General features: G+C 73.7%; 21 protein-coding genes and 1 pseudogene. 13 read left to right on the top strand and 9 right to left on the bottom strand.

Annotation, left to right across the window (positions count from 1 at the left end):
* Positions 1-216: 216 nt before the first annotated feature.
* Positions 217-1209 (bottom strand): annotated as a pseudogene (locus ACSURM_RS13280) (GNAT family N-acetyltransferase); the annotation flags it as partial.
* Positions 1210-1348: 139 nt separating this feature from the next.
* Here ACSURM_RS13280 and fdxA point away from each other — a divergent pair.
* Both fdxA and ACSURM_RS13270 read left to right on the top strand, forming a co-directional pair.
* On the top strand, positions 1349-1666 hold the full coding sequence (gene fdxA / locus ACSURM_RS13275; protein WP_030614838.1) for a ferredoxin: 318 nt from the start codon (positions 1349-1351) through the stop codon (positions 1664-1666).
* 124 nt (positions 1667-1790) lie between these two features.
* A complete protein-coding gene (locus tag ACSURM_RS13270) occupies positions 1791-2888 on the top strand; it encodes a bifunctional succinyldiaminopimelate transaminase/glutamate-prephenate aminotransferase (RefSeq protein WP_436955190.1) in 1098 nt (365 codons plus the stop codon).
* An 82-nt stretch (positions 2889-2970) separates the two neighbouring features.
* Here the strand turns inward: ACSURM_RS13270 and ACSURM_RS13265 are convergent, their stop codons facing one another.
* Both ACSURM_RS13265 and ACSURM_RS13260 read right to left on the bottom strand, forming a co-directional pair.
* Complete coding sequence (locus ACSURM_RS13265) at positions 2971-3420, bottom strand: ATP-binding protein (protein WP_391343013.1); 450 nt, start codon at positions 3418-3420, stop codon at positions 2971-2973.
* Positions 3421-3768: 348 nt separating this feature from the next.
* The gene (locus tag ACSURM_RS13260; protein WP_436955189.1) at positions 3769-4761 is read right to left on the bottom strand and encodes a heavy metal transporter; all 993 of its coding nucleotides are present in this window, start codon (positions 4759-4761) and stop codon (positions 3769-3771) included.
* Between the two features lie 95 nt (positions 4762-4856).
* Between ACSURM_RS13260 and dapE the strand changes: the two genes are divergently transcribed.
* Positions 4857-5936 (top strand): succinyl-diaminopimelate desuccinylase, encoded by a 1080-nt coding sequence (gene dapE / locus ACSURM_RS13255; RefSeq protein WP_436955188.1) that lies wholly within the window; start codon positions 4857-4859, stop codon positions 5934-5936.
* 105 nt (positions 5937-6041) lie between these two features.
* Complete coding sequence (locus ACSURM_RS13250; RefSeq protein WP_436955187.1) at positions 6042-6800, top strand: TIGR00730 family Rossman fold protein; 759 nt, start codon at positions 6042-6044, stop codon at positions 6798-6800.
* 59 nt (positions 6801-6859) lie between these two features.
* Here the strand turns inward: ACSURM_RS13250 and folP are convergent, their stop codons facing one another.
* Positions 6860-7720 carry a dihydropteroate synthase gene (folP, locus tag ACSURM_RS13245; RefSeq protein ID WP_436955186.1) on the bottom strand — a complete coding sequence of 287 codons (861 nt, stop codon included), beginning with the start codon at positions 7718-7720 and terminating at the stop codon, positions 6860-6862.
* 137 nt (positions 7721-7857) lie between these two features.
* Between folP and ACSURM_RS13240 the strand changes: the two genes are divergently transcribed.
* Together ACSURM_RS13240 and ACSURM_RS13235 are read left to right on the top strand one after the other, a co-directional pair.
* The gene (locus ACSURM_RS13240; RefSeq protein WP_436955185.1) at positions 7858-8229 is read left to right on the top strand and encodes a DivIVA domain-containing protein; all 372 of its coding nucleotides are present in this window, start codon (positions 7858-7860) and stop codon (positions 8227-8229) included.
* A complete protein-coding gene (locus ACSURM_RS13235) occupies positions 8226-8813 on the top strand; it encodes a DNA-3-methyladenine glycosylase I (RefSeq protein WP_436955184.1) in 588 nt (195 codons plus the stop codon). The genes ACSURM_RS13240 and ACSURM_RS13235 overlap by 4 nt, the downstream gene beginning before the upstream one ends.
* Positions 8814-8841: 28 nt before the next feature.
* Here the strand turns inward: ACSURM_RS13235 and ACSURM_RS13230 are convergent, their stop codons facing one another.
* Positions 8842-9645: an enoyl-CoA hydratase/isomerase family protein gene (locus tag ACSURM_RS13230; protein ID WP_436955183.1), complete on the bottom strand. Its 804-nt coding sequence runs from the start codon at positions 9643-9645 to the stop codon at positions 8842-8844.
* Between the two features lie 378 nt (positions 9646-10023).
* Between ACSURM_RS13230 and ACSURM_RS13225 the strand changes: the two genes are divergently transcribed.
* Positions 10024-10191: a DUF3117 domain-containing protein gene (locus tag ACSURM_RS13225; protein ID WP_004950282.1), complete on the top strand. Its 168-nt coding sequence runs from the start codon at positions 10024-10026 to the stop codon at positions 10189-10191.
* Positions 10192-10293: 102 nt separating this feature from the next.
* On the opposite strand, the gene ACSURM_RS13220 is transcribed toward ACSURM_RS13225, so the two are convergent.
* Complete coding sequence (locus tag ACSURM_RS13220; protein ID WP_436961066.1) at positions 10294-10992, bottom strand: O-methyltransferase; 699 nt, start codon at positions 10990-10992, stop codon at positions 10294-10296.
* Positions 10993-11226: 234 nt separating this feature from the next.
* On the opposite strand from ACSURM_RS13220, the gene sigE reads away from it, so the two are divergent.
* The 5 genes from sigE (at position 11227) to ACSURM_RS13195 (ending at position 16555) form a co-directional block, all read left to right on the top strand.
* A complete protein-coding gene (sigE, locus tag ACSURM_RS13215; protein ID WP_391343021.1) occupies positions 11227-11940 on the top strand; it encodes an RNA polymerase sigma factor SigE in 714 nt (237 codons plus the stop codon).
* Positions 11937-12920, top strand: coding sequence for a zf-HC2 domain-containing protein (locus ACSURM_RS13210; protein ID WP_436955182.1), 984 nt, complete (start codon positions 11937-11939; stop codon positions 12918-12920). Before sigE ends, ACSURM_RS13210 begins: the two co-directional genes overlap by 4 nt.
* Positions 12921-13026: 106 nt before the next feature.
* Complete coding sequence (locus ACSURM_RS13205) at positions 13027-15135, top strand: trypsin-like peptidase domain-containing protein (RefSeq protein ID WP_436955181.1); 2109 nt, start codon at positions 13027-13029, stop codon at positions 15133-15135.
* Between the two features lie 84 nt (positions 15136-15219).
* Positions 15220-15654 (top strand): sec-independent translocase, encoded by a 435-nt coding sequence (locus tag ACSURM_RS13200; protein ID WP_436955180.1) that lies wholly within the window; start codon positions 15220-15222, stop codon positions 15652-15654.
* A gap of 238 nt (positions 15655-15892) precedes the next feature.
* Positions 15893-16555: a hypothetical protein gene (locus ACSURM_RS13195; protein WP_436955179.1), complete on the top strand. Its 663-nt coding sequence runs from the start codon at positions 15893-15895 to the stop codon at positions 16553-16555.
* A 109-nt stretch (positions 16556-16664) separates the two neighbouring features.
* Here the strand turns inward: ACSURM_RS13195 and ACSURM_RS13190 are convergent, their stop codons facing one another.
* Genes ACSURM_RS13190 through ACSURM_RS13180 form a run of 3 tightly spaced genes read right to left on the bottom strand, consistent with a single transcriptional unit; the run spans position 16665 to position 19735 of the window.
* Positions 16665-17798, bottom strand: a complete 1134-nt coding sequence (locus ACSURM_RS13190; RefSeq protein WP_436955178.1) for an Mrp/NBP35 family ATP-binding protein — start codon at positions 17796-17798, stop codon at positions 16665-16667.
* A gap of 43 nt (positions 17799-17841) precedes the next feature.
* A complete protein-coding gene (locus ACSURM_RS13185) occupies positions 17842-18456 on the bottom strand; it encodes a DUF1003 domain-containing protein (protein WP_436955177.1) in 615 nt (204 codons plus the stop codon).
* The gene (locus ACSURM_RS13180) at positions 18446-19735 is read right to left on the bottom strand and encodes a magnesium transporter MgtE N-terminal domain-containing protein (RefSeq protein WP_189997366.1); all 1290 of its coding nucleotides are present in this window, start codon (positions 19733-19735) and stop codon (positions 18446-18448) included. The genes ACSURM_RS13185 and ACSURM_RS13180 overlap by 11 nt, the downstream gene beginning before the upstream one ends.
* Before the next feature lie 190 nt (positions 19736-19925).
* Here ACSURM_RS13180 and ACSURM_RS13175 point away from each other — a divergent pair, with 190 nt between their 5' ends.
* On the top strand, positions 19926-20672 hold the full coding sequence (locus ACSURM_RS13175; RefSeq protein ID WP_436955176.1) for a hypothetical protein: 747 nt from the start codon (positions 19926-19928) through the stop codon (positions 20670-20672).
* Positions 20673-20749 lie beyond the last annotated feature (77 nt).

The raw sequence follows: 20749 nt of genomic DNA, 5'->3' as shown, positions 1-20749 counted from the left end.
CGGGGCCTGCGGTGCGTCGCCGGGTGTGGCGGGTGCGGCCGGGTCTTCCGGCGCGGGGCCGGGCGGGGCGGGTTCTTCCGGTGTGCGGTCCGGGGTGGCGGGTGCGGCCGGGTCTTCCGGCGCGGGGCCGGGCGGGGCGGGTTCTTCCGGTGTGCGGTCCGGGGTGGCGGCCGCGGCCGCGTCCTCCGGTACGGCGTTCCGCGCGGACGGGTCTTCCGGGGCGCGGTAGTGGTGGTAGGCGTGGTGCGGCTGGAAGCCGAGGGCGCGGTAGAGCGCCCGGGCGCCCTCGTTGTCCGTCTCCACCTGGAGCCACGCCGCCGAGGCGCCCTCGTCCAGGGCGCGCCGGGCCAGCGCGGCCATCACCTCGGTGGCCAGCCCCTCCCGGCGCCGGGCGGGGTCCACCTCGACGGCGGCGAACCCGGCCCAGCGGCCGTCCACGACACACCGTCCGATCGCCGCCGGCGGCTCGCCGCCCCCGGCACCGGGCACGGCCGCGAACCACACCGACGGTCCGCCGTGCAGCACCCGCAGGGCCGCCCCGGTCATCCCCTTGCGCCGGTACCGGGCGAGCCACGCCTCGTCCGCCGTCCGGGACAGCACCACACCCTCGCCGCCGGCCCGGTCCGCGACCGGCGCCAGCGCCCCGGTCCACAGTTCCGCGGTCACCTCCCGCACCCAGCCGCGTCGCTCCAGCTCCGCGCACAGCAACTCCTGCGTGCCCTCGGCGCCGGTCGCGGTCTGCACCCGCGCCGGCAGGCCGCGCGCGCCGTACCAGCGTCGTACGGCGTCCAGGGCCGCGTCGAGCCCGAGCCCGGGGTCGCCCAGCGGCAGCACGCTGTTGGCGCGCCGGGTGAACCCGGCGGCGGCCCGCAGCTCCCAGGCGCCCAGCGGCTCGCTCTCCACCGGCGGCCAGGCGCGCGCGGTGATGCGCGCGAGTTCTGGGTAGGAAGCGGCGGGGCCCCGGCGGCGCGCCGGTGCGGCGGGAATCACTTTGCCCGCGACCAGCGCGGATTCGGGAATCCGGACACTTTCGCCGTCCCGGCGTGTGATCATGAGCACGCCACCGTCCCAGGATGTGAGAACACCCACCGTGTCAGTGAACTTCTCCGGTCCGGCACCGGGTTCGCCCAACCGCCGTACAGAGACCCGTTTCCCCACGTCAGCAGGGGTGATTCGGACCTCCAGGCGTCCTGTCGCCGAGATTTCCACTGGTCAGTTCACCCCTCCTGTTCGGATCATGCTCCGGAACGGAGATACTAGGGGCGGGCATCGACGACGCCGCGCTCCCGCGCGCCAGGCGGCGGGCCTGAGGAGGCTCGCCAGCGCCCTATCGAGGAGGAACGACAGCGTGACCTACGTCATCGCGCAGCCTTGTGTCGACGTCAAGGACAAGGCGTGCATCGAGGAGTGCCCGGTCGACTGCATCTACGAGGGCCAGCGGTCCTTGTACATCCACCCGGACGAATGCGTCGACTGTGGTGCCTGTGAGCCGGTCTGCCCGGTCGAGGCGATCTTCTACGAGGACGACGTCCCGGAGGAGTGGAAGGACTACTACAAGGCGAACGTCGAGTTCTTCGACGAGCTGGGCTCGCCCGGCGGCGCCAGCAAGCTGGGGCTGATCGAGCGCGACCACCCCTTCGTCGCCGAGCTGCCGAAGCAGGGCTGACCGCCCGCCTGAGCGCCAAGCGGCCGCAGCCGCGCCGCCTCGGTCCCGTACGGCCCGATCCCCCGGATCAGCGCCGCACGGGACCGAGGCGTTTGCCGCACCGTACGAAAGTGAGCCACTGATCGTGTCCGCAGTCTCCGACCGGCTCCCGGTCTTCCCGTGGGACAAGCTGGAGCCGTACAAGCAGACGGCCGCCGCCCACCCGGACGGCATCGTCGACCTCTCGGTGGGCACCCCGGTCGACCCGGTGCCCGAGCTGATCCGCAAGGCCCTGGTCGACGCGGCCGACTCGCCGGGCTACCCGACCGTCTGGGGCACCCCCGCCCTGCGCGACGCGATCACGGGCTGGCTGGAGCGCCGGCTGGGCGCCCGCGGGATCACCCACCGGCACGTCCTGCCGGTCGTCGGCTCCAAGGAACTGGTGGCCTGGCTGCCCACCCAGCTCGGCCTCGGCCCCGGTGACAAGGTCGCCTACCCGCGCCTGGCCTACCCCACCTACGAGGTCGGCGCCCGCCTCGCCCGCGCCGAGTACGAGGTCTACGACGACCCGCGCGACCTGGACCCGGCGAACCTGCGGCTGCTCTGGCTGAACTCCCCGTCCAACCCGACGGGCCGGGTCCTGACCAAGCGGGAGCTGACGGACATCGTCGCCTGGGCCCGCGCCCACGACGTCCTGCTCTTCTCCGACGAGTGCTACCTGGAGCTGGGCTGGGAGGCCGACCCGGTCTCGGTCCTGCACCCGGACGTCAACGGCGGCTCCTACGACGGCATCGTCGCCGTGCACTCCCTGTCCAAGCGGTCCAACCTGGCGGGCTACCGCGCGGCCTTCGTCGCCGGTGACCCGGAGGTCCTCGGCCCGCTGCTCCAGATCCGCAAGCACGGCGGCATGATGACCTCCGCTCCGACGCAGGCCGCGGTCGTGGCCGCGCTCGGCGACGACGACCACGTGCGGGAACAGCGCGAGCGCTACGCGGCCCGCCGCGAGGCGCTGCGCTCGGCCCTGCTCGCCCACGGCTTCCGCATCGAGCACAGCGAGGCGAGCCTCTACCTCTGGGCCACCCGGGACGAGTCCTGCTGGACCACGGTCGCGCACCTGGCCGAGCAGGGCATCCTGGTGGCCCCGGGCGACTTCTACGGCGAGGCGGGCGCCCGCCACGTGCGGGTGGCCTTCACGGCGACGGACGAACGCGTCCAGGCGGCCGTCTCCCGCCTGACCCGCTGACCGGCCCCTTGCCGACGCGGGCACGAGACGGCGAACGGGGTCCAGGGAACTCCCTGGACCCCGTTCACCGGTGAAGGCGGTCTCAGCCGAGCGGCAGGCCCTTCGTCGGCAGGGAGTCCGTCGGCAGACCGCCCTTGGTGAGCGAGTCCGTCGGCAGGCCGCCCTTCGTCGCGCCGACCGCGGCCTCGCCGAGGACGCCCCCCGCGGCCCCGGCCGCGTCGCCCACGGCCTTCTGCGCCACCGGAGTCGTCCGCTTCACGGCGCTGCCGCCGGTCTTGCCCGCGGCCGGCACCGCCTGCCCGACCGCCTTGCCGCCCGCGTGGCCCGCGACCGAGGTCACCTGCCGCGCGGCACTGTCGACGGCGTCACCGGCGTGCGCCCCGTCCAGCGCGGTCAGCCCGCTCAGGTTGGGGCCGACGTCGGGCAGGTTCGTGGCCGCACCGGCGGAGCCGGCCGCACCGACCCCGGCGGCCGCTCCCGCTGCGACGAGCAGCGCGGCACGGGCGATCCGGCGGGTCAGAGGGAGGGACATGATGCTCCATTCGACGGGAGAGAACGGTGTCTGCGTCCGAGCCCGTCTCCGGCTCGGACGCCGTGACTACCGCTCGAAGCCCGCGAAGGTTGCGGACGCCCCGGGTAAAGAATGGATAACGCATCGCATTATCGGGTGTGGATAAAAACGGGCAAAGGACGTTCGGCGCACGCCGCGCGGAAACCTTCCAGCCCCTGGTTTCCCAAGGGTTTCCGCGCCCGGAGGCCCACCCGCGCCGACCGCCCCGTCACTCCGGCGGAGTACAACCCGCGGGAGTGACCGGCCGTACGGCTGTGCGCCCTGCCGCGCGACCGGGTGTGCGGCTCACCGCGCGGCTCACCGCGCGGCCTACTGCGCGGCGACGATCCTGACGGCCCCGCCGGACCGCTCCGCCCCGGCGGCCCCCTCGGAGGCGACGGGACGCCACTCGTCGGAGTCGCTCCCCACGGTCCACTGCCGCCCCGCGTACGTCACCCGCTCGATGCGCAGCGCCGAGGAGTTGGCGACCGCCCAGTGCGCCAGCTGCCAGCCCCGCTGGAGCTCGTCGCGCCCGGCGGCGTCCTTCTTCGCGCCCTCGGGCACCGGAACCGTCACCGTCCGCCCGCGCGCGGTCGCGGTCACGCTCGGCGAAGGGGACGGCGACGGCACGGGCGTCCCGCCCACCACCGCGCCGGTCTCCTGGAGCGCGTCGCGCCCGAAGTCCCGTACCAGCGCGGCCCGTACCGCGTCCGGGCCGGTCTCGGGCGCCGTGTGCTGCGGGCGCCCGTCACAGGTCAGCGTGGCCGCCGCGCGCCCGGTCAGGGCCGCCGCCAGCAGCGTGGCGTCCGACTCGTGCTTGGCGTACGCCTCCGGATAGCCGCTGCGCTGCACCCGCTGCGCGGCCACCGTCAGCGGCAGGTCCGTGTAGTGCGGCACCTTGGCCAGGTGCGCGTAGAAGATGCCCGCCGCGTACGACGGGTCCATGATCTGCCGCTCGCTGCCCCAGCCCTGCGAGGGGCGCTGCTGGAACAGGCCCAGCGAATCCCGGTCGCCGTGCCGGATGTTGCGCAGCCCCGACTCCTGGATGGCGGTGGCCAGCGCGATCGTCACGGCCCGCTCCGGCATCCCGCGCCCGGTGCCCACGGCCGCGATCGTGGCCGCGTTCTCCGCCTGTTCGGGCGTGAACTCGTAGGCGGCCCCGTCACCGGAGGCCGGGACCACCGCGCAGCCGCGCGCCCCGCCGCCTCCGGCGACGTACTGGACCACGAGGTACGCGGCGACACCGCACAGGACCAACAGGGCGGCCGTGAAACGGAAACGGCGGCCACGGCGCTCGGGAGAGGTGGGGGACGGCTCTGGCACGCGTACAAGGTACTGGAGCCGGGGCGGTGCCCCGCGCGGGGTCCGCGCCGTCGGTCCGGCGGTGTTCCGGCAGGTGGCGCGCTAGGGTCGAGGGCATGCCCGACACCTCCCTTGACCTCACGCTGGACGCCGCCACGCTCACCGCGCGGCTCGTGGACTTCCCGTCGGTCAGCGGCACCGAGAAGCCGCTCGCGGACGCCATCGAGACCGCCCTGCGCGCCCTGCCGCACCTGACCGTGGACCGGTACGGCAACAACGTGATCGCCCGGACGGACCTGGGCCGGGCCGAGCGCGTCATCCTGGCCGGCCACATCGACACCGTCCCGATCGCGGACAACGTGCCCTCGCGGCTCGACGACGACGGCGTGCTGTGGGGCTGCGGCACCTGCGACATGAAGTCGGGCGTGGCGGTGCAGTTGCGCATCGCGGCCACGGTCCCCGCCCCCAACCGCGACCTGACCTTCGTGTTCTACGACAACGAGGAGGTCGAGGCCGAGCGCAACGGCCTCCGGCATGTCGCCGGGGCTCATCCGGAGTGGCTCCAGGGCGACTTCGCGGTGCTGCTGGAGCCGTCCGACGGCGAGGTGGAGGGCGGCTGCCAGGGCACGCTGCGGGTGCTGCTGAAGACCGCGGGCGAGCGGGCGCACTCGGCGCGCGGCTGGATGGGCTCCAACGCCATCCACGCGGCGGCGCCCATCCTGGCCCGCCTGGCGTCCTACGAGCCGCGCCGGCCGGTCATCGACGGGCTGGAGTACCGCGAGGGCCTGAACGCGGTGCGCATCGGCGGGGGAGTGGCGGGCAACGTCATCCCCGACGAGTGCGTGGTGACGGTCAACTTCCGCTACGCCCCCGACCGCACCGAGGAGGAGGCGATCGCGCACGTCCACGAGGTGTTCGCGGACTGCGGCGTGACGGAGTTCGTCGTCGACGACCACAGCGGGGGCGCGCTGCCCGGGCTGTCCCACCCGGCCGCCGCGGCCTTCATCGAGGCGGTGGGTGGCACCCCGCGCCCCAAGTACGGCTGGACGGACGTGTCCCGGTTCTCCGCGCTCGGCATCCCGGCGGTCAACTACGGCCCCGGCAACCCGCACTTGGCGCACAAGCGGGACGAGCGGGTGGAGACCGCGAAGATCCTCGCGGGCGAGGAGCGGCTGCGGAACTGGCTCACCGCGTGAGGGCGCCCGGGGTGCCGGTGCCTGCCGGACACGCCGGGGTCCCCCTTACGTAACCCGGATGGATCTAGGCTGAGAAGGAACTACCGGCAAGCGGAGGGAGCGCACATGGCGACCGGAAACCCCGAGGGGAAGAAGCAGCCGCCGGACGAGCAGCGGCTCGGCCCGGTCCTCCGGCGGCGGGGCCAGGTCACCGCCAGCACGACCGACCAGCGGCTGCTGGACGAGCGCGCTCCCACCGACTGGGTCCACACCGACCCCTGGCGGGTGCTGCGGATCCAGTCGGAGTTCATCGAGGGCTTCGGCACGCTGGCCGAACTCCCGCCCGCCATCAGTGTCTTCGGCTCGGCGCGGACACCGGCGGACTCACCCGAGTACGACGCGGGGGTGCGGCTCGGCCGGGGGCTGGTGGAGGCCGGCTTCGCGGTCATCACCGGCGGCGGCCCGGGCGCGATGGAGGCGGCCAACAAGGGGGCGTGCGAGGCGGGCGGCATCTCGGTGGGCCTCGGCATCGAGTTGCCCTTCGAGCAGGGCCTCAACCCCTACGTCGACATCGGCCTGAACTTCCGCTACTTCTTCGTCCGCAAGATGATGTTCGTGAAGTACGCGCAGGGGTTCGTGGTCCTCCCCGGCGGCCTCGGCACCCTGGACGAACTCTTCGAGGCCCTCACCCTCGTCCAGACCCAGAAGGTCACCCGCTTCCCGATCGTCCTCTTCGGCAGCGAGTACTGGGGCGGCCTGGTGTCCTGGCTGAGAAACACCCTGGTCGCCCAGGGCAAGGCCGCCGAGAAGGACCTCCTCCTGTTCCACGTCACGGACGAGGTGGAGGAGGCTGTGGCCCTGGTGTCGAAGGAGGCGGGACGCTAGGAGCCCCCGGACCCACCGGCCGCACCCGCGAGTGACCGGCGGCAAGCACCGTCGCAGTACTAGGCCAGGCCCCGCCGGGCCACCGTGGGTGGCCGGTGACCGGCGATGGCGGTCACCATGTCGAGCACCTGCCGGGTCTCGGCGACCTCGTGCACCCGGTACACCTGCGCCCCGAGCCACGCGGAGACGGCCGTCGTGGCCAGCGTGCCGATCAGCCGCTCCTTCACCGGCCGGTCCAGGCTCTCGCCCACGAAGTCCTTGTTGGACAGCGACACCAGCACCGGCCACCCCGTGGCCACCATCTCGCCCAGCCGCCGCGTCGCCTCCAGGCTGTGCCGGGTGTTCTTCCCGAAGTCGTGCCCCGGATCGATCAGCACCGACTCCCGCGGCACCCCCAGCGAGACCGCACGCTCGGCCAGCCCGAGGGTCACGTTCAGGATGTCGGCCATGACGTCGTCGTACGTCACCCGGTGCGGCCGGGTCCGCGGCTGCGCCCCGCCCGCGTGCGTGCACACCAGCCCCACCCCGTACCGCGCCGCGACCTGGGCGAGCCCGGGGTCGACGCCGCCCCACGCGTCGTTCAGCAGGTCCGCGCCCGCCTCGCACACGGCCTCGCCGACCTCCGCCCGCCAGGTGTCCACGCTGATGACCACATCGGGGAACCGGCGCCGTACCTCCGCGACGAAGCCGACCGTCCGACGCGCCTCCTCCTCGGCCGAGACCTCCTCGCCGGGCCCGGCCTTGACCCCGCCGATGTCCACGATCGCGGCGCCCTCGGCCACCGCCCGCTCCACCCGCTCGAGGGCCGGCTCGTCGCGGAACGTGGCCCCTTGGTCGTAGAAGGAATCCGGCGTCCGGTTCACGATCGCCATGATCACCGGCTCGTGCGGCCCGAATTCCCGCTTGCCCAGCCTGAGCATCCGCCCTGCCCTCTCCTAGTACGTCCCGCTGTACGGCCGCCTGTGACCCTAACTGTCAGACTCGCATGGCACGATCGGAGCCTGACAGATACCGCTGCCGGCACAGCGTCCGGTACGAGCGTGGGGACCCTGAGGCGATGGTGATGTTCTTGTTCCTGGTCGTCGCGCTGGCCATCGTGGTCGCCGCGGTGACCCTGGCCGTGGTCGGCGGCGGGGAGAGCGCCCCGCTGCCGGAGGCGGCGCCGGAGCGGCTCCAGGACCCGCTGCCCCCGGACCGCCCGGTGGACCGCGCGGACGTGGAGAGCCTGCGCTTCCCCCTCGCGCCGCGCGGCTACCGCATGGCCGACGTGGACGACGCGCTCGGCCGGCTCGCCGCCGAACTGGCCGAGCGGGACGCCCGCATCGCCGACCTGGAGACCGCGCTGGCCGGCGCCCGGGCCGCCGCGCGGCAACAGCCGGCCGAGCACCCGCGGACGGGCCCGGACCAGGGCCGGGAGGAGCAGCGATGACCAGCCGAACCGCCGTCGCCGGGCCGGACGGCGCCCCGCGCTGCCCCTGGGCCCTGTCCACCGACGACTACGTGGCGTACCACGACGAGGAGTGGGGCCGCCCGGTCCACGGCGACGACGCCCTCTTCGAACGGCTCAGCCTGGAGGCATTCCAGTCGGGCCTGTCCTGGATCACCATCCTGCGCCGCCGCCCCGGCTTCCGCGCCGCCTTCGCCGGCTTCCGCATCGAGAAGGTCGCCGCGTTCACCGACACCGACCGCGAACGCCTGCTGGCCGACCCGGGCATCATCCGCAACCGCGCCAAGATCGACGCCACGCTCGCCAACGCGCGCCTGCTCGCCGACTGGGCCGAGGGCGAGCTGGACGAGCTGATCTGGTCCCACGCCCCGGACCCGACGGACCGCCCGGCCCCGAAGACCCTGGACGACGTCCCGGCGGTGACTCCCGAGTCCACGGCCCTGTCCAAGGCCCTGAAGAAGCGGGGCCTGCGGTTCGTCGGCCCGACGACGGCGTACGCCCTGATGCAGGCGTGCGGCCTGGTCGACGACCACCTGGAGACCTGCGTGGCCCGCTCCACCCCGTAGCGGACGAACCCGCCGGCCCCGCGGCGCGCTACCGCCCCAGGTACTTCGGCTTCTCCTTGGCGACGAACGCCTGGACGGCGATGTGGTGGTCCTCGGACCGCCCGGCCCGCGTCTGCAGCTCGTCCTCCTTCTCCAGCGTCTCCTCCAGGGAGTGCGTCAGCCCGTAGGCCACCGCCTCCTTGATCGCCGCGTACGCCACCGTCGGCCCCTCGGCCAGTGCCCGCGCCACCTTCGCGGCCTCGGCGCGCAGTTCGCCCGCCGGTACGACCCGGTTGGCGATGCCCAGCTCCAGAGCGTCCTGGGCGTCGATGCTGCGCGGGAAGAGCAGCAGGTCGGCGGCGCGGCCCGGGCCGACCACCCGGGGCAGCGTCCAGGAGATGCCGGAGTCGGCGGTCAGGGCGACGCCCGCGAAGGAGGTGTTGAACTTGGCGGTGTCGGCCACCAGCCGGTAGTCCGCGGCGAGCGCGAAGCCGAACCCGGCGCCGGCCGCGACGCCGTTCACCGCCGCGACCACCGGCTTCGGCGCCCCGGTCAGGGCCCGCACGATCGGGTTGTAGTGCTCCTTGACCGTGCTCATCGTCTGCCCGGCGCCGGTCTCCCGGTCGCCGGCCAGCAGCCCGATGTGCTCCTTGAGGTCCTGGCCCACGCAGAAGGCCCGGTCCCCGGCGGCGGTCAGCAGGATCGCCCGGACGGCCGTGTCCCCGGCCGCCGATTCCGCCGCCTCCCGCAGGGCCGCCTTCGTCGCGATGTTCAGCGCGTTCATCGCCTCGGGGCGGTTCAGCGTGATCGTCGCGAGCCCGTCGCTCACCTCGTAGAGCACGGTGTCGGCCATGGCGTGTCCCCTCCGGAGTAACCGCTGGTGACGTACCGCTCAGTACGTCCATGTCTGAGGACAGCATGGCGGAGATCACCGTCCGGCGGCCGGAGCGGACGTGTGACCTGCGTCAAAGAAATCCGGGACGGAGTCGGCCGACGGGGCCTGGCGGGGTGGCGAAGTATCGCAGGCACATCGCCGAATTGGGTGGTTTTGCTCGCGCGCGTTGCCCAAGCGATGCCGACCGATGTTGGTCATCGGGTCCTGCCATGCGGGATAATGGCCAGGAAGCAATGTGTTCGATGCCGGTGTCGCGTGTCCGTTTCGGATGGCGGGTGCCCCCTGCCCGGGGGTACCGGCAGAGACGATGAGCTGGTTTCAGGAAGGGGAACGAGCATGGCGGCCATGAAGCCGCGGACGGGTGATGGCCCGCTCGAGGTGACCAAGGAGGGGCGGGGCATCGTCATGCGCGTTCCGCTCGAAGGCGGCGGTCGACTCGTCGTCGAGCTGACCCCTGACGAGGCGGCGGCGCTCGCCGACGCCCTCAAGAACGTCGTCGTCTGACGTTCCGATTCTGTCCTCGCAGCTGCCCCGGCATCGTACGCGGTGCCGGGGCAGCCGCGTCTCCGGGGGCGGCCGGCGCCGTCCGTCCCGCCTGTTCCGCCGTCATCGCTTGACGGCGCACAGCAGTCCGTCGCCCACCGGCAGCAGCGACGACACCAGCTCCTGGCTCTCCCGCACGGTGCGCAGCAGCTCCCGCAGCCGCAGCACCTCGGCGGGCTGGGGCCCCGAGTCGACCGTACGGCCGTCCGCGAAGACGCCCTCGAAGACCACCAGGCCGCCCGGCCGCAGCAGGCGCAACGATTCGGCGAGATAGTCCGGGTACTCCAGCCGGTCGCCGTCGCAGAACACGAGGTCATAGCCCGCGTCGGCGAGGCGCGGCAGGACCTCCAGGGCGCGGCCGGGGATGAACCGGGCCCGGTTGCTGGCGAAGCCGCAGCCGCGGAAGGCCTGCCGGGCGAACTGCTGGTGGTCCGGCTCCGGGTCCACCGTCGTGAGCACCCCGTCCGGCCGCATCCCGTGCAGCAGATGAATGCCGGACACCCCGCAGCCGGTGCCGATCTCCGCGACCGCCTTCGCGTCCACGGAGGCGGCGAGCAGTCGCAGCGCGGCGCCCGTGCTGGGCGCCACCGAGCGCAGCCCTGCCTCGCGGGCCCGGTCGCGGGCCCAGCGCAGCGCTTCGTCCTCGGCGACAAAGGCGTCGGCGAACGCCCAGCTCGTCTGCCGGTTGGCGGTAATGACCCTCTCCTGTCCCCGTGGTTGCCTGGGCGTGACTGTATCCGTTGGCGGCGGGAACCCGCAGATGAGCCCGTGCGTTTACAGGGATGAGACGGTGACCGGCGACGCGACGGGGGGCGAGCGGTGGGGCAGGACGCCGAGCAACTGCTGACGCAGCCGGACGAGCCGGATCAGCGAGTATCAAATTCTCGTAAAACCGCTTATCCGGAGCTAACGGGCGAGGTGGCTATGGTAGGGGCTCCACTGGACACCACCAGAGCCGACAGGGGAGGTGCGGCTGCGCCCGGGGACCGGGGCGGAGTGCTGCGGCGCTTCCTCGGGTCGGCGGGCAGGCCGAAATCCGTGACCGACACCGCTGCTGACAGCCACGCCGCCGGGATCGCCGCGGGCGAGACCCCGACCGCGACCTTCACCACCGACGCGGACGGGCAGGCGTGGACTCCGCCCACGTGGGACGAGATCGTCAGCACGCACAGCGGCCGGGTCTACCGACTGGCGTACCGCCTGACGGGCAACCAGCACGACGCCGAGGACCTCACCCAGGAAGTCTTCGTCCGCGTCTTCCGCTCCCTGTCGACGTACTCGCCGGGCACCTTCGAGGGCTGGCTGCACCGCATCACCACCAACCTCTTCCTGGACATGGTCCGGCGCAAGCAGCGCATCCGCTTCGACGCCCTCGGCGACGACGCGGCCGAGCGGCTGGCCAGCCGGGAGCCCACCCCGCAACAGCTGTTCAACGACGCGCACTTCGACGCCGACGTGCAGCAGGCCCTGGACACCCTGGCGCCCGAGTTCCGCGCCGCCGTCGTCCTGTGCGACATCGAGGGACTGTCGTACGAGGAGATCGCCGCCACCCTCGGCGTGAAGCTCGGCACGGTCCGCTCCCGTATCCACCGCGGCCGGTCCCAGCTCCGCAAGGCGCTCGCGCACCGCTCCCCGGAGGCCCGCGCGGCCGAGCGGCGCTCCTTCCTGGCCCGGGTCCCCGCGCTGGGAGGAGGGGGCGCGACCGCGTGAGTGGATCTCGGTCGAAACCTGCCGAGGAGGCACACCTCGCAGAGCAGCACCTGGGAGACCGGCTCTCCGCCCTGGTGGACGGGGAACTCGGTCATGAGACGCGTGAGCGGGTCCTCGCGCACCTGGCCACCTGCGCCCGGTGCAAGGCCGAGGCGGACGCCCAGCGCGCGCTGAAGAACGTCTTCGCGGAGGCCGCCCCGCCCCCGCCCTCGGCGAGCCTCCTGGCCCGCCTCCAGGGCCTTCCCGGGGGAGACCCGGACGGCGGCGGCAGCACGCCGTCACCCGGGCCCGGGCCCGGCACCTCCGGCGGCCTCGGGCCCTTCGGGTCGCGGCGCGGCGACCGCCTGCCGTTCGGGTACGTCCCGGCCCGCCCGCACGGCCTGCTCCCGGCCGGCGCGGACGGCGCCGACGGCCCCCGCGGCGACGGCTTCCGCATCCATCCCGTCGGCCGCCCGGACGACGCCCGCACCGCCTCGCGCGGCCGGCGGTTCGCGTTCGCCGCCGCCGGCGCGGTGTCACTGGCCGCGCTGGCCCTCGGCGGCGTGACCACCGGCTTCCCCGGCGATCCGGCCACGGACGCCCGCAGCGGCTCCGGGGTCGTCCCGGTGCGCTCGGCCGGCTCCGGCACGGGCGGCGGCGCGGCCACGCCGGACAGCCAGCGCCGACGGCCCGTGGGACCGCTGCTCGCCCAGGGCGGCGCGCTGCTCGGCTCCGCACCGGTGGCGCCGACCTCGCTCTCCGCGCCGCTGCTGCCCGGGGTTCCCGCCCCGGCCTCCGGGCACGACCGAGCGGAGGCGGTACGCGCGCTGACCGCGCCGGTGTTCGCCGGTGCGGCCGCCATCTCCCCGCTGATACGCCCGCTGGACGAGACGGTGGCCCTCCCGCTCACCGACTGGCCCATGCCCCCCGGGGCCACCGGCTCAGGCCGCCTGTCCGCCCCCGTCCCCGACACCACGCCCTCCCCGCGTCCCTCGCCCTGACCGTCACCGCGCCACGGCCCGCGGACCTGGTTGAATCCTGGGAGCCGCGCCCGTGGCGCCGACCCGGGGCGGCGGCCGATGTCCCGTGACCAGCCGTGGGGGGAGCATGAACGAGGGGAACGGCGTGCCGCCGACGGAGCCGCCGACGGACGGACCGCAGGGCACGACGGGGACACCACCGACCGCTCCGACCCCCGACGGCGACTTCGAACTGCCCAAGCCGACACCGACCACGCCGTCCGGCACCTCTGGGGAGACCGGGGGAGAGGCTGGGAGGGAGACCGGGGAGATGGGCGCGGGTCCTGCGCGGCCCGTGGCGACGGTGAACGCGCCGGAGGGGGCGGGAGCCGCCGGGCGGCGCGAGGTGGCGTCACCCGAGTCGGGCGCGGTGGCCGGTTCGGCCGGTGTGCCCGAGGCGGTCGCCGTGTCTGCCGGGGGTTCCGGTGGTCCGGGCGGGGAGGCCGTCGTACCGGACTCCGGTGAGCGGGCCGGGGCCGAGCGGATCACGCCCCTGCACGATCCCGACCCCTACAGCACCCCGCCGTACGGTGAACCGGGCCCTTGGGCGCCCGCGCCACCGGTCCAGCATCCGGCGTTCCCCCCGGCGTACGGCACGGCCCTACCCGCGCCCCCGGCCCCGCCGATACCCACGGCCCCCGGAGCGCCCGCACCCCCCGTACCGCAGGACGCGCCCGCGCCGCAGGCACCGGGCCCAGCCGTGGCCCCCGCGCCGCAGACGCCCGCGCCGGTCATGGCCCCCGCACCCCCGGCGCCGGCTCCCGCCACGGCCCTCGCCCCCCAGGCGCCGCACCCCACACCGTCCGCAGACCCCGCGTTCCCCCCACCCCACGGCACCCCCGCCCCGCAGCCGCAGGGACCGGAGCCCACAACGATGCCCGGGGCCGCCGTACTCCCCGGCCCGGAGCCCGTGCCGGTGCCCGATGTCGCCGCACTCTCCGGCCCGGCGCCCGAGGCCGCCCCACCCCCCAGCCCGCAAGGCGGTGCCGGTGCCGATCCCTGGGCCGGTTATGACCCCTGGGTCGCGGCTCAGGAGCGGGAGCCGTTGCAGCAGACGGGGGCCAAGGTGCTGACGCGGGCGCAGCGCAGGCGGCGGGCCTGGCGGTGGGTCATCGGGTGGACCCTCGCCGTCGCCGTGGTCTCCGGCGGCATCGGCGGAGCCGTCGGCGCCTACGTCGAACACGAGCGACTCGGCGGCGTACGGCTGCCGCGGCCCGGCAGCGTGCCGGCCGGCCGCGCGCCGGACAGCGTGGCCGGGATCGCCGCCCGCGCCCTGCCCGGCGTGGTCACCCTGCACGTGCGGGGCGACGACGGGGCGGGCACCGGCACCGGCTTCGTCCTCGACACCGAGGGGCACATCCTCACCAACAACCACGTGGTCGAGCCCGCCGGGCCCGACGGCGAGATAACCGTGACGTTCGACAGCGGCGACACCGTGGAGGCCGAGGTGGTCGGCCGCGACGGCGGCTACGACCTCGCCGTCGTCCGGGTGCACGGCGTCCACGACCTCACCCCGCTGCCCCTCGGCGACTCCGACGACGTGCGGGTGGGCGACCCCGTCGTGGCCATCGGCGCCCCCTTCGACCTCGCGGGCACGGTGACCTCCGGCGTCATCAGCGCCAAGGAGCGGCCCATCACGGCCGGCGGCGAGAAGAGCGACGGCAGCGACACCAGCTACGTCGACGCGCTCCAGACCGACGCCCCCATCAACCCGGGCAACTCCGGCGGCCCGCTGCTCGACTCCCACGCCCGGGTCATCGGCGTCAACACCGCCATCCGCTCGGCCGGCGGCGGCTCCGACCCCGACGGCGACCGGTCCGGCTCCATCGGCCTCGGCTTCGCCATACCCGTCAACCAGGCCGAGCGGGTCGCCGGGGAACTGATCGACCACGGCCACGCCACCCACCCGGTGATCGGCGTCACGCTCGACATGGGCCACCCCGGCGACGGCGCCCGCATCGGCGGCAAGGGCGCCGACGGCGGCCCCGCCGTCACCCCGGGCGGGCCCGGCGACCGCGCCGGACTGAAGGCGGGCGACGTCATCACCGAGGCCGACGGCGCGCGCGTGCGCACCGGCCGGGAGCTGATCGTCAGGATCCGCGCCCACCGGCCCGGCGACCGGCTGCGCCTGACGGTCGAACGGGGCGGTACGGAGCGGGAGGTGTCACTCGTGCTGGGCGCCTCCGAGCAGAACTGACAGAAGTCTCACCTCGGGACGGTACCGGTCGGACGGGATGGCCGGGTACCGTTGAGCGACCGAGGACATCGCAAGGAGCGTCAGGTGTTCAATGACATAGGGCCACTGGAGCTGGTGACCATCATCGTGCTCGCCGTGCTCGTCTTCGGTCCGGACAAGCTCCCCAAGGTCATCCAGGACGTCACGCGCACGATCCGGAAGATCCGTGAGTTCTCGGAGAGCGCCAAGCAGGACATCCGTGAGGAACTGGGCCCGGAGTTCAAGGACTTCGAGTTCGAGGATCTCAATCCCAAGACCTTCATCCGCAAGCAGCTGGACAACGAAGATCTGGGCCTGAAGGAGATCCGCAACGGCTTCGACCTGAAGAAGGAGATGGCCGAGGTCACGGACGCCGTCCACGGCCGCGACAGCGAGGCGCCGTCCTCCCCGCCCCCGGCCTCCGGCGGACGCGTCGACATGACCAAGAAGCCCGAAGGCCCCGGCGACGACCGCCCGCCCTTCGACATGGACGCCACATAAGCCACGCCCTCTCCTCCCGACACGCAGGCGGGCGTACGCCGCACACGTGACGTGTTTCATAGCGCGCACCCGTCGCGCACGGCGTGAACAGGCCGTTCGCGCGACCCACGCATCCAGCGCCTGCCCTGCCGCTGTCAGCGGTGTGGATATGCTGCCGAGTTGTTGTGCGGACCTGGCGCGTACGCCCGAAGGGGGGCGGGCCGGCCGGTCCGACGAGAGCGAGGAGGCGTCCGGGCAGATGGAGACGACGAGTCGGGTGGGCGCGCAGGCGCCGGCCGCGGAGGGCGGACAACAGCTCCCCTCCGCCCGGCGTACGGTCGACGGTTATCTGCGGGCGCCCTTCCCCTGGTACGGGCTCGACGAGGCGTTCACCGGGCCGCGCTGGCTGATGCAGGTCGGCATGACGTCCGACGGTGCCGTGGAGCACGGCTCGATCGGGCACGGGGACGAGCCCTCGCTGCGGGGCGAGACCGGTTCCGGCGAGCCGCGGGAGAAGTTCGCGGTGGTGGTGACCGTCGCCGAGCAGCCCTCCCGGCGGAGCGCCGACGGCACCGGGCTGCTGGAGGCCACGTCGGTGTCCTCCGCGGCGTGGCTGGCCGGGGTCGGGCTGCTGTCGTTCACCTGGCCCGGGCAGATGGACCACAGCCTGCGGGACGACTGGCTGGAGCAGCAGACGGAGACGGCGTGGGCCCTGGCCGACGACCTGGACGGGCCGGAGTGGTCCCGGCTCTCCCTGCCGGTCGACGGGGTCGCCGCCTCGTTCCATTACCGGGAGTCCGAGTTCGGGTGGGTGCTCGCCGGTACGACCGGCGCGGGGGTCCATCTGGGCGCGTACGGGCGGGGGATGAGCGCGTACGGGCTCGGGTTCGCTGTGGTGAAGGACATCGCCGCTTACGCGTGAGCGAGGGGGCGCCGGGTGATTCCGGCGCCCCCTCGTCGCAGGGCCCTGAGCCGTCCGGCGGGTGCGGCGCCCCTTCCGGGACGCGGCCCCGTCGCCCGCTGAGAACCCCTCAGAACTTGTTCTTCGGCGTCAGGCCCAGCGACAGGCCCGACAGACCGCGCTGCCTGCCGCCCAGCTTGCCGGCGATGGCGCGCAGGGCCGAGCCCGCCGGGGAGCCCGGGTCGGTGAGCACCACCGGCTTGCCCTCGTCGCCGCCCTCGCGGAGGCGGACGTCGATGGGGATGCTGCCGAGGACCGGGACCGTCGTGCCCGTGGTGCGGGTGAGGCCGTCGGCGACCAGCTGGCCGCCGCCCGTGCCGAAGACGTCGACCATCTCGCCGCAGTGCGGGCAGGGCAGGCCGGACATGTTCTCGACCACGCCGACGATCTTCTGGTGGGTCTGCACGGCGATGGAACCGGCGCGCTCGGCGACCTCGGCCGCCGCCTGCTGCGGGGTCGTCACGACCAGGATCTCGGCGTTCGGGACGAGCTGGGCCACGGAGATCGCGATGTCACCCGTGCCGGGCGGCAGGTCCAGCAGCAGCACGTCCAGGTCGCCCCAGTAGACGTCGGCGAGGAACTGCTGGAGAGCGCGGTGCAGCATCGGGCCGCGCCACACGACCGGGGCGTTGCCCGGCGTGAACATGCCGATGGAGATGACCTTCACGCCGTTCGCGGACGGCGGCATGATCATGTTCTCGACCTGGGTGGGCCGGCCGTCGGCGCCCAGCATGCGCGGCACGCTGTGACCGTAGATGTCGGCGTCCACGACACCGACCTTCAGGCCGTCGGCCGCCATCGCCGCCGCCAGGTTGACCGTCACCGAGGACTTGCCGACCCCGCCCTTGCCGGACGCGACCGCGTAGACGCGGGTGAGGTTGCCCGGCTTGGCGAAGGGGACCTCGCGCTCGGCCTGGCCGCCGCGCAGCGCCGCCGCCAGCTCCTTGCGCTGCTCGTCGCTCATCACGTCCAGGGTGACGTCGACCCGGGTGACGCCCTCGACCCGGGAGACCGCCTCGGTGACGCGTTGCGTGATGGTGTCCCGCATCGGGCAGCCGGACACCGTCAGATACACGGTGACCGCGACCGCTCCGTCCGGGCCGATCTCCACGGACTTGACCATCCCGAGTTCGGTGATCGGGCGGTTGATCTCGGGGTCGTTCACCGTCGCCAGTGCCTCGCGCACCGCGTCTTCCGTAGCCATAAGGACGATGGTACGGCCCGCCGAGGGGCCTGCGGGATGCCCTTCAGCGGTCGTCTGTGTCACGTCCCGGCGGGCGTTCCGCCCGTTCCGCCGGGAATACGACATGACCTGCGCGTCCGTCGGGACGGCGGTGCTCCTCCAGCTCCTTCAGCAGGTCCTGGAGCTCGGAGCGGATCCAGTCGCGGGTGGCCACCTCGCCCAGCCCGGTGCGCAGCGCGGCCACCTCCCGGGTCAGGTACTCGGTGTCGGCGATGGACCGCTCGTTCTGCTTTCGGTCCTGCTCCAGGTTGACCCGGTCCCGGTCGTCCTGCCGGTTCTGCGCGAGCAGGATCAGCGGGGCCGCGTAGGACGCCTGGAGGGACAGCATCAGGGTGAGGAAGATGAACGGGTACTCGTCGAACCGCAGATGGCGGGGCGCGGCGATGTTCCACAGCACCCACACGATGATGACGACCGTCATCCAGACGATGAAGCGCCCCGTGCCCAGGAACCGGGCGATCTTCTCCGACAGCCGGCCGAAGGCCTCCGGGTCCCACTCGGGCAGGAACCGGCGCCGGGGCGGGCGCGGCTGGTCCAGCCGGGGCATCCGGGGCCGGCCGGCGGCCGTGGCGCCCGCCGGGTGGCGCTCGCGGGTCACGGACTCGCGCTCAGGAACCATGCGGGGGCGCCTCCTCGCCGTTGTCCAGGTGGAACTCCGTCTCCCGCCAGTCGTCGGGCAGCATGTGGTCCAGTACGTCGTCCACGGTCACCGCGCCGAGCAGCGACCCCGACTCGTCCACCACGGGCGCCGCCACCATGTCGTAGGCGGCGAAGAACCCGGCGACGACGGGCAGCGCCGCGTCCGGGTCCAGGGGCTGCAGATCGTGGTCGACCAGCGAGCTGACCAGGGTGTACGGAGGGTCCCGCAGCAGCCGTTGGAAGTGCACGGTGCCCAGGTACTTGCCGGTCGGGGTCTCGTCGGGCGGGCGGCAGACGTAGACCTGCGCGGCGAGGGCGGGGGAGAGGTCCGGGTTGCGGACCCGGGCGAGCGCGTCGGCGACGGTGGCGTCCGGGCGCAGCACGATCGGCTCGGTGGTCATCAGACCGCCGGCCGTGTGCTCCTCGTACGCCATCAGCCGGCGCATGTCGGCCGCGTCGGCGGGCTGCATCAGGCTCAGCAGCCGCTCCTTGTCCTCCTCGGGCAGCTCGCCCAGCAGGTCGGCCGCGTCGTCCGGGTCCATCGCCTCCAGCACGTCCGCCGCGCGCTCCTCCTTCAGCTTGCCGAGGATCTCGATCTGGTCGTCCTCCGGCAGCTCTTCGAGGACGTCGGCGAGCCGGTCGTCGTCCAGGGCGGCGGCCACCTCGGCGCGCCGCTTGGGGGACAGGTGGTGCAGGACGTTGGCGAGGTCGGCGGGGCGCAGCTGCTCGAAGGTGGCGAGCAGGCTCTCGGCGCCCTGCCCGTGCTCCTCCAGGGAGAAGCCGGTGACGGCCGACCACTCGGCGGTCAGCGTCTCCCCCTTGGCCCGCCGGAAGGCGCCGCCCTTGCGCCCCTTGCGCAGGAAGACCCGGTCGACCTCCCAGTCCCGGCGGGCGGGCAGCTGCTGCACGGACACGTCGAGGACGGTGACCTCCTCGCCGGTCTCCACCAGCGTCACCCGCCGGTCCAGCAGTTCGCCGAAGACCAGCCGCTCGGTGGGCCGCTGCTCGAAGCGCCGGACGTTGAGCACGCCGGTGGTGATGACCTGGCCCGACTCGATGCCGGTCACCCGGGTCATGGGCAGGAAGATGCGGCGCCGGGTGGACAGCTCCACGACCAGTCCGAGGACCCGCGGGGGCCGCCGCCCGACGCGCAGCATGACGACCACGTCGCGGACGCGGCCCACCTGGTCGCCGGCCGGGTCGAAGACGGGCACCCCGGCGAGGTGCGAGACGAAGATCCGGGGAGCGCCGGCTGCCATGACTGTGCTTCCTTTGCGTGAGGATCGTGGGATTTGCTCGGACATGCCCGCACGTGTGCGCTTCAGGCTAGCCCGTCCCGGTCGGATACGCCCTGGTGGGCGGTCCGGACGGACCGGCTCCGCCGGGTGGGCGGCGCCCCGGTACCCTGCGGTACGCCGCTCAGGAACCGTCAGAAAGGCAGCTCCCTTGGTGACTGCGATTCCCCGGGGCCGTACCCGCCGCACCGCTTGGGTGACCGCGGCCCGCGCACTGGCCGTGACGGGAGCGCTGGTGCTGTCGGGGTGCGGCGGCAACGACGATCCCGACGCCGGGACCAACGGGGTGGGCAAGCTGACCCCCGACCGGATCCAGGCCAGGACGCGGGCCGCGGCGGACGCGGCGAGCGCGGTACGGCTGTCCGGGACCGTGGTCACCAGCGGCCGTACGTACCGGCTGGACATGCGGCTCAAGGACGACGGCGGCACCGGGTCGGTGACCGCGCAGGGCACGACGTTCCAGCTGCTGCGGGTCGGCGAGGACCTGTACCTCAAGGCGGGCGCGGACTTCTGGAACCACGCCGACGGCGGCGACGGCGCCTCCGGCAAGCTGGACGACAAGTACGTGAAGGTGCCGCGGCAGGATCCCGCGTACCGGAAGTTCAGCGGCTTCACGGACAAGGACGACCTCCTCGACGGTCTGCTGACGCTGCACGGCACGCTGGCGACGGACGGCCGGCACGCCGACGGATCGGGTACCCGCACGATCCGGATCACCGGCGACCGCGGTTCCGGCGGCACGCTGGACGTGTCCCTCCAGGGCACGCCGTACCCGCTGCGCCTGGTCCGGGGCGGGCAGGCGGGGACGCTCCGCTTCTCCGACTGGGGCAGGAACTTCACCGTCGAGGAGCCGGCGAAGTCGGAGACGGTGGACTACGGCAGACAGCTGCCGGCGTCGTAGCGAGCGGGCCGGACCGGGGGCGGCGCGACACCGCGCACGGACGGTCAACCGCGGGTGTCCGCCGCGACCGCGCTCAG

Origin of the sequence: Streptomyces sp. SudanB182_2057 (assembly GCF_964272715.1) — a bacterium.
In the GTDB taxonomy this organism is placed as follows: domain Bacteria; phylum Actinomycetota; class Actinomycetes; order Streptomycetales; family Streptomycetaceae; genus Streptomyces; species Streptomyces rubradiris.
The sequence above is the reverse complement of the archived record's forward strand: the minus strand, read 5'-3'. Positions and strand labels throughout refer to the sequence as shown.

Bases quoted from the DNA above. Each gene is read 5' to 3' on its own strand.
- ACSURM_RS13205 (WP_436955181.1), top strand. From the start codon at position 13,027: ATGAACGAGGGGAACGGCGTGCCGCCGACGGAGCCGCCGACGGACGGA.
- ACSURM_RS13265 (WP_391343013.1), bottom strand. From the start codon at position 3,420: ATGTCCCTCCCTCTGACCCGCCGGATCGCCCGTGCCGCGCTGCTCGTC.
- ACSURM_RS13235 (WP_436955184.1), top strand. From the start codon at position 8,226: ATGACCAGCCGAACCGCCGTCGCCGGGCCGGACGGCGCCCCGCGCTGC.
- ACSURM_RS13240 (WP_436955185.1), top strand. From the start codon at position 7,858: ATGGTGATGTTCTTGTTCCTGGTCGTCGCGCTGGCCATCGTGGTCGCC.
- ACSURM_RS13230 (WP_436955183.1), bottom strand. From the start codon at position 9,645: ATGGCCGACACCGTGCTCTACGAGGTGAGCGACGGGCTCGCGACGATC.
- ACSURM_RS13180 (WP_189997366.1), bottom strand. From the start codon at position 19,735: ATGGCAGCCGGCGCTCCCCGGATCTTCGTCTCGCACCTCGCCGGGGTG.
- ACSURM_RS13190 (WP_436955178.1), bottom strand. From the start codon at position 17,798: ATGGCTACGGAAGACGCGGTGCGCGAGGCACTGGCGACGGTGAACGAC.
- ACSURM_RS13250 (WP_436955187.1), top strand. From the start codon at position 6,042: ATGGCGACCGGAAACCCCGAGGGGAAGAAGCAGCCGCCGGACGAGCAG.
- ACSURM_RS13195 (WP_436955179.1), top strand. From the start codon at position 15,893: ATGGAGACGACGAGTCGGGTGGGCGCGCAGGCGCCGGCCGCGGAGGGC.
- ACSURM_RS13185 (WP_436955177.1), bottom strand. From the start codon at position 18,456: ATGGTTCCTGAGCGCGAGTCCGTGACCCGCGAGCGCCACCCGGCGGGC.
- folP (WP_436955186.1), bottom strand. From the start codon at position 7,720: ATGCTCAGGCTGGGCAAGCGGGAATTCGGGCCGCACGAGCCGGTGATC.
- dapE (WP_436955188.1), top strand. From the start codon at position 4,857: ATGCCCGACACCTCCCTTGACCTCACGCTGGACGCCGCCACGCTCACC.
- ACSURM_RS13225 (WP_004950282.1), top strand. From the start codon at position 10,024: ATGGCGGCCATGAAGCCGCGGACGGGTGATGGCCCGCTCGAGGTGACC.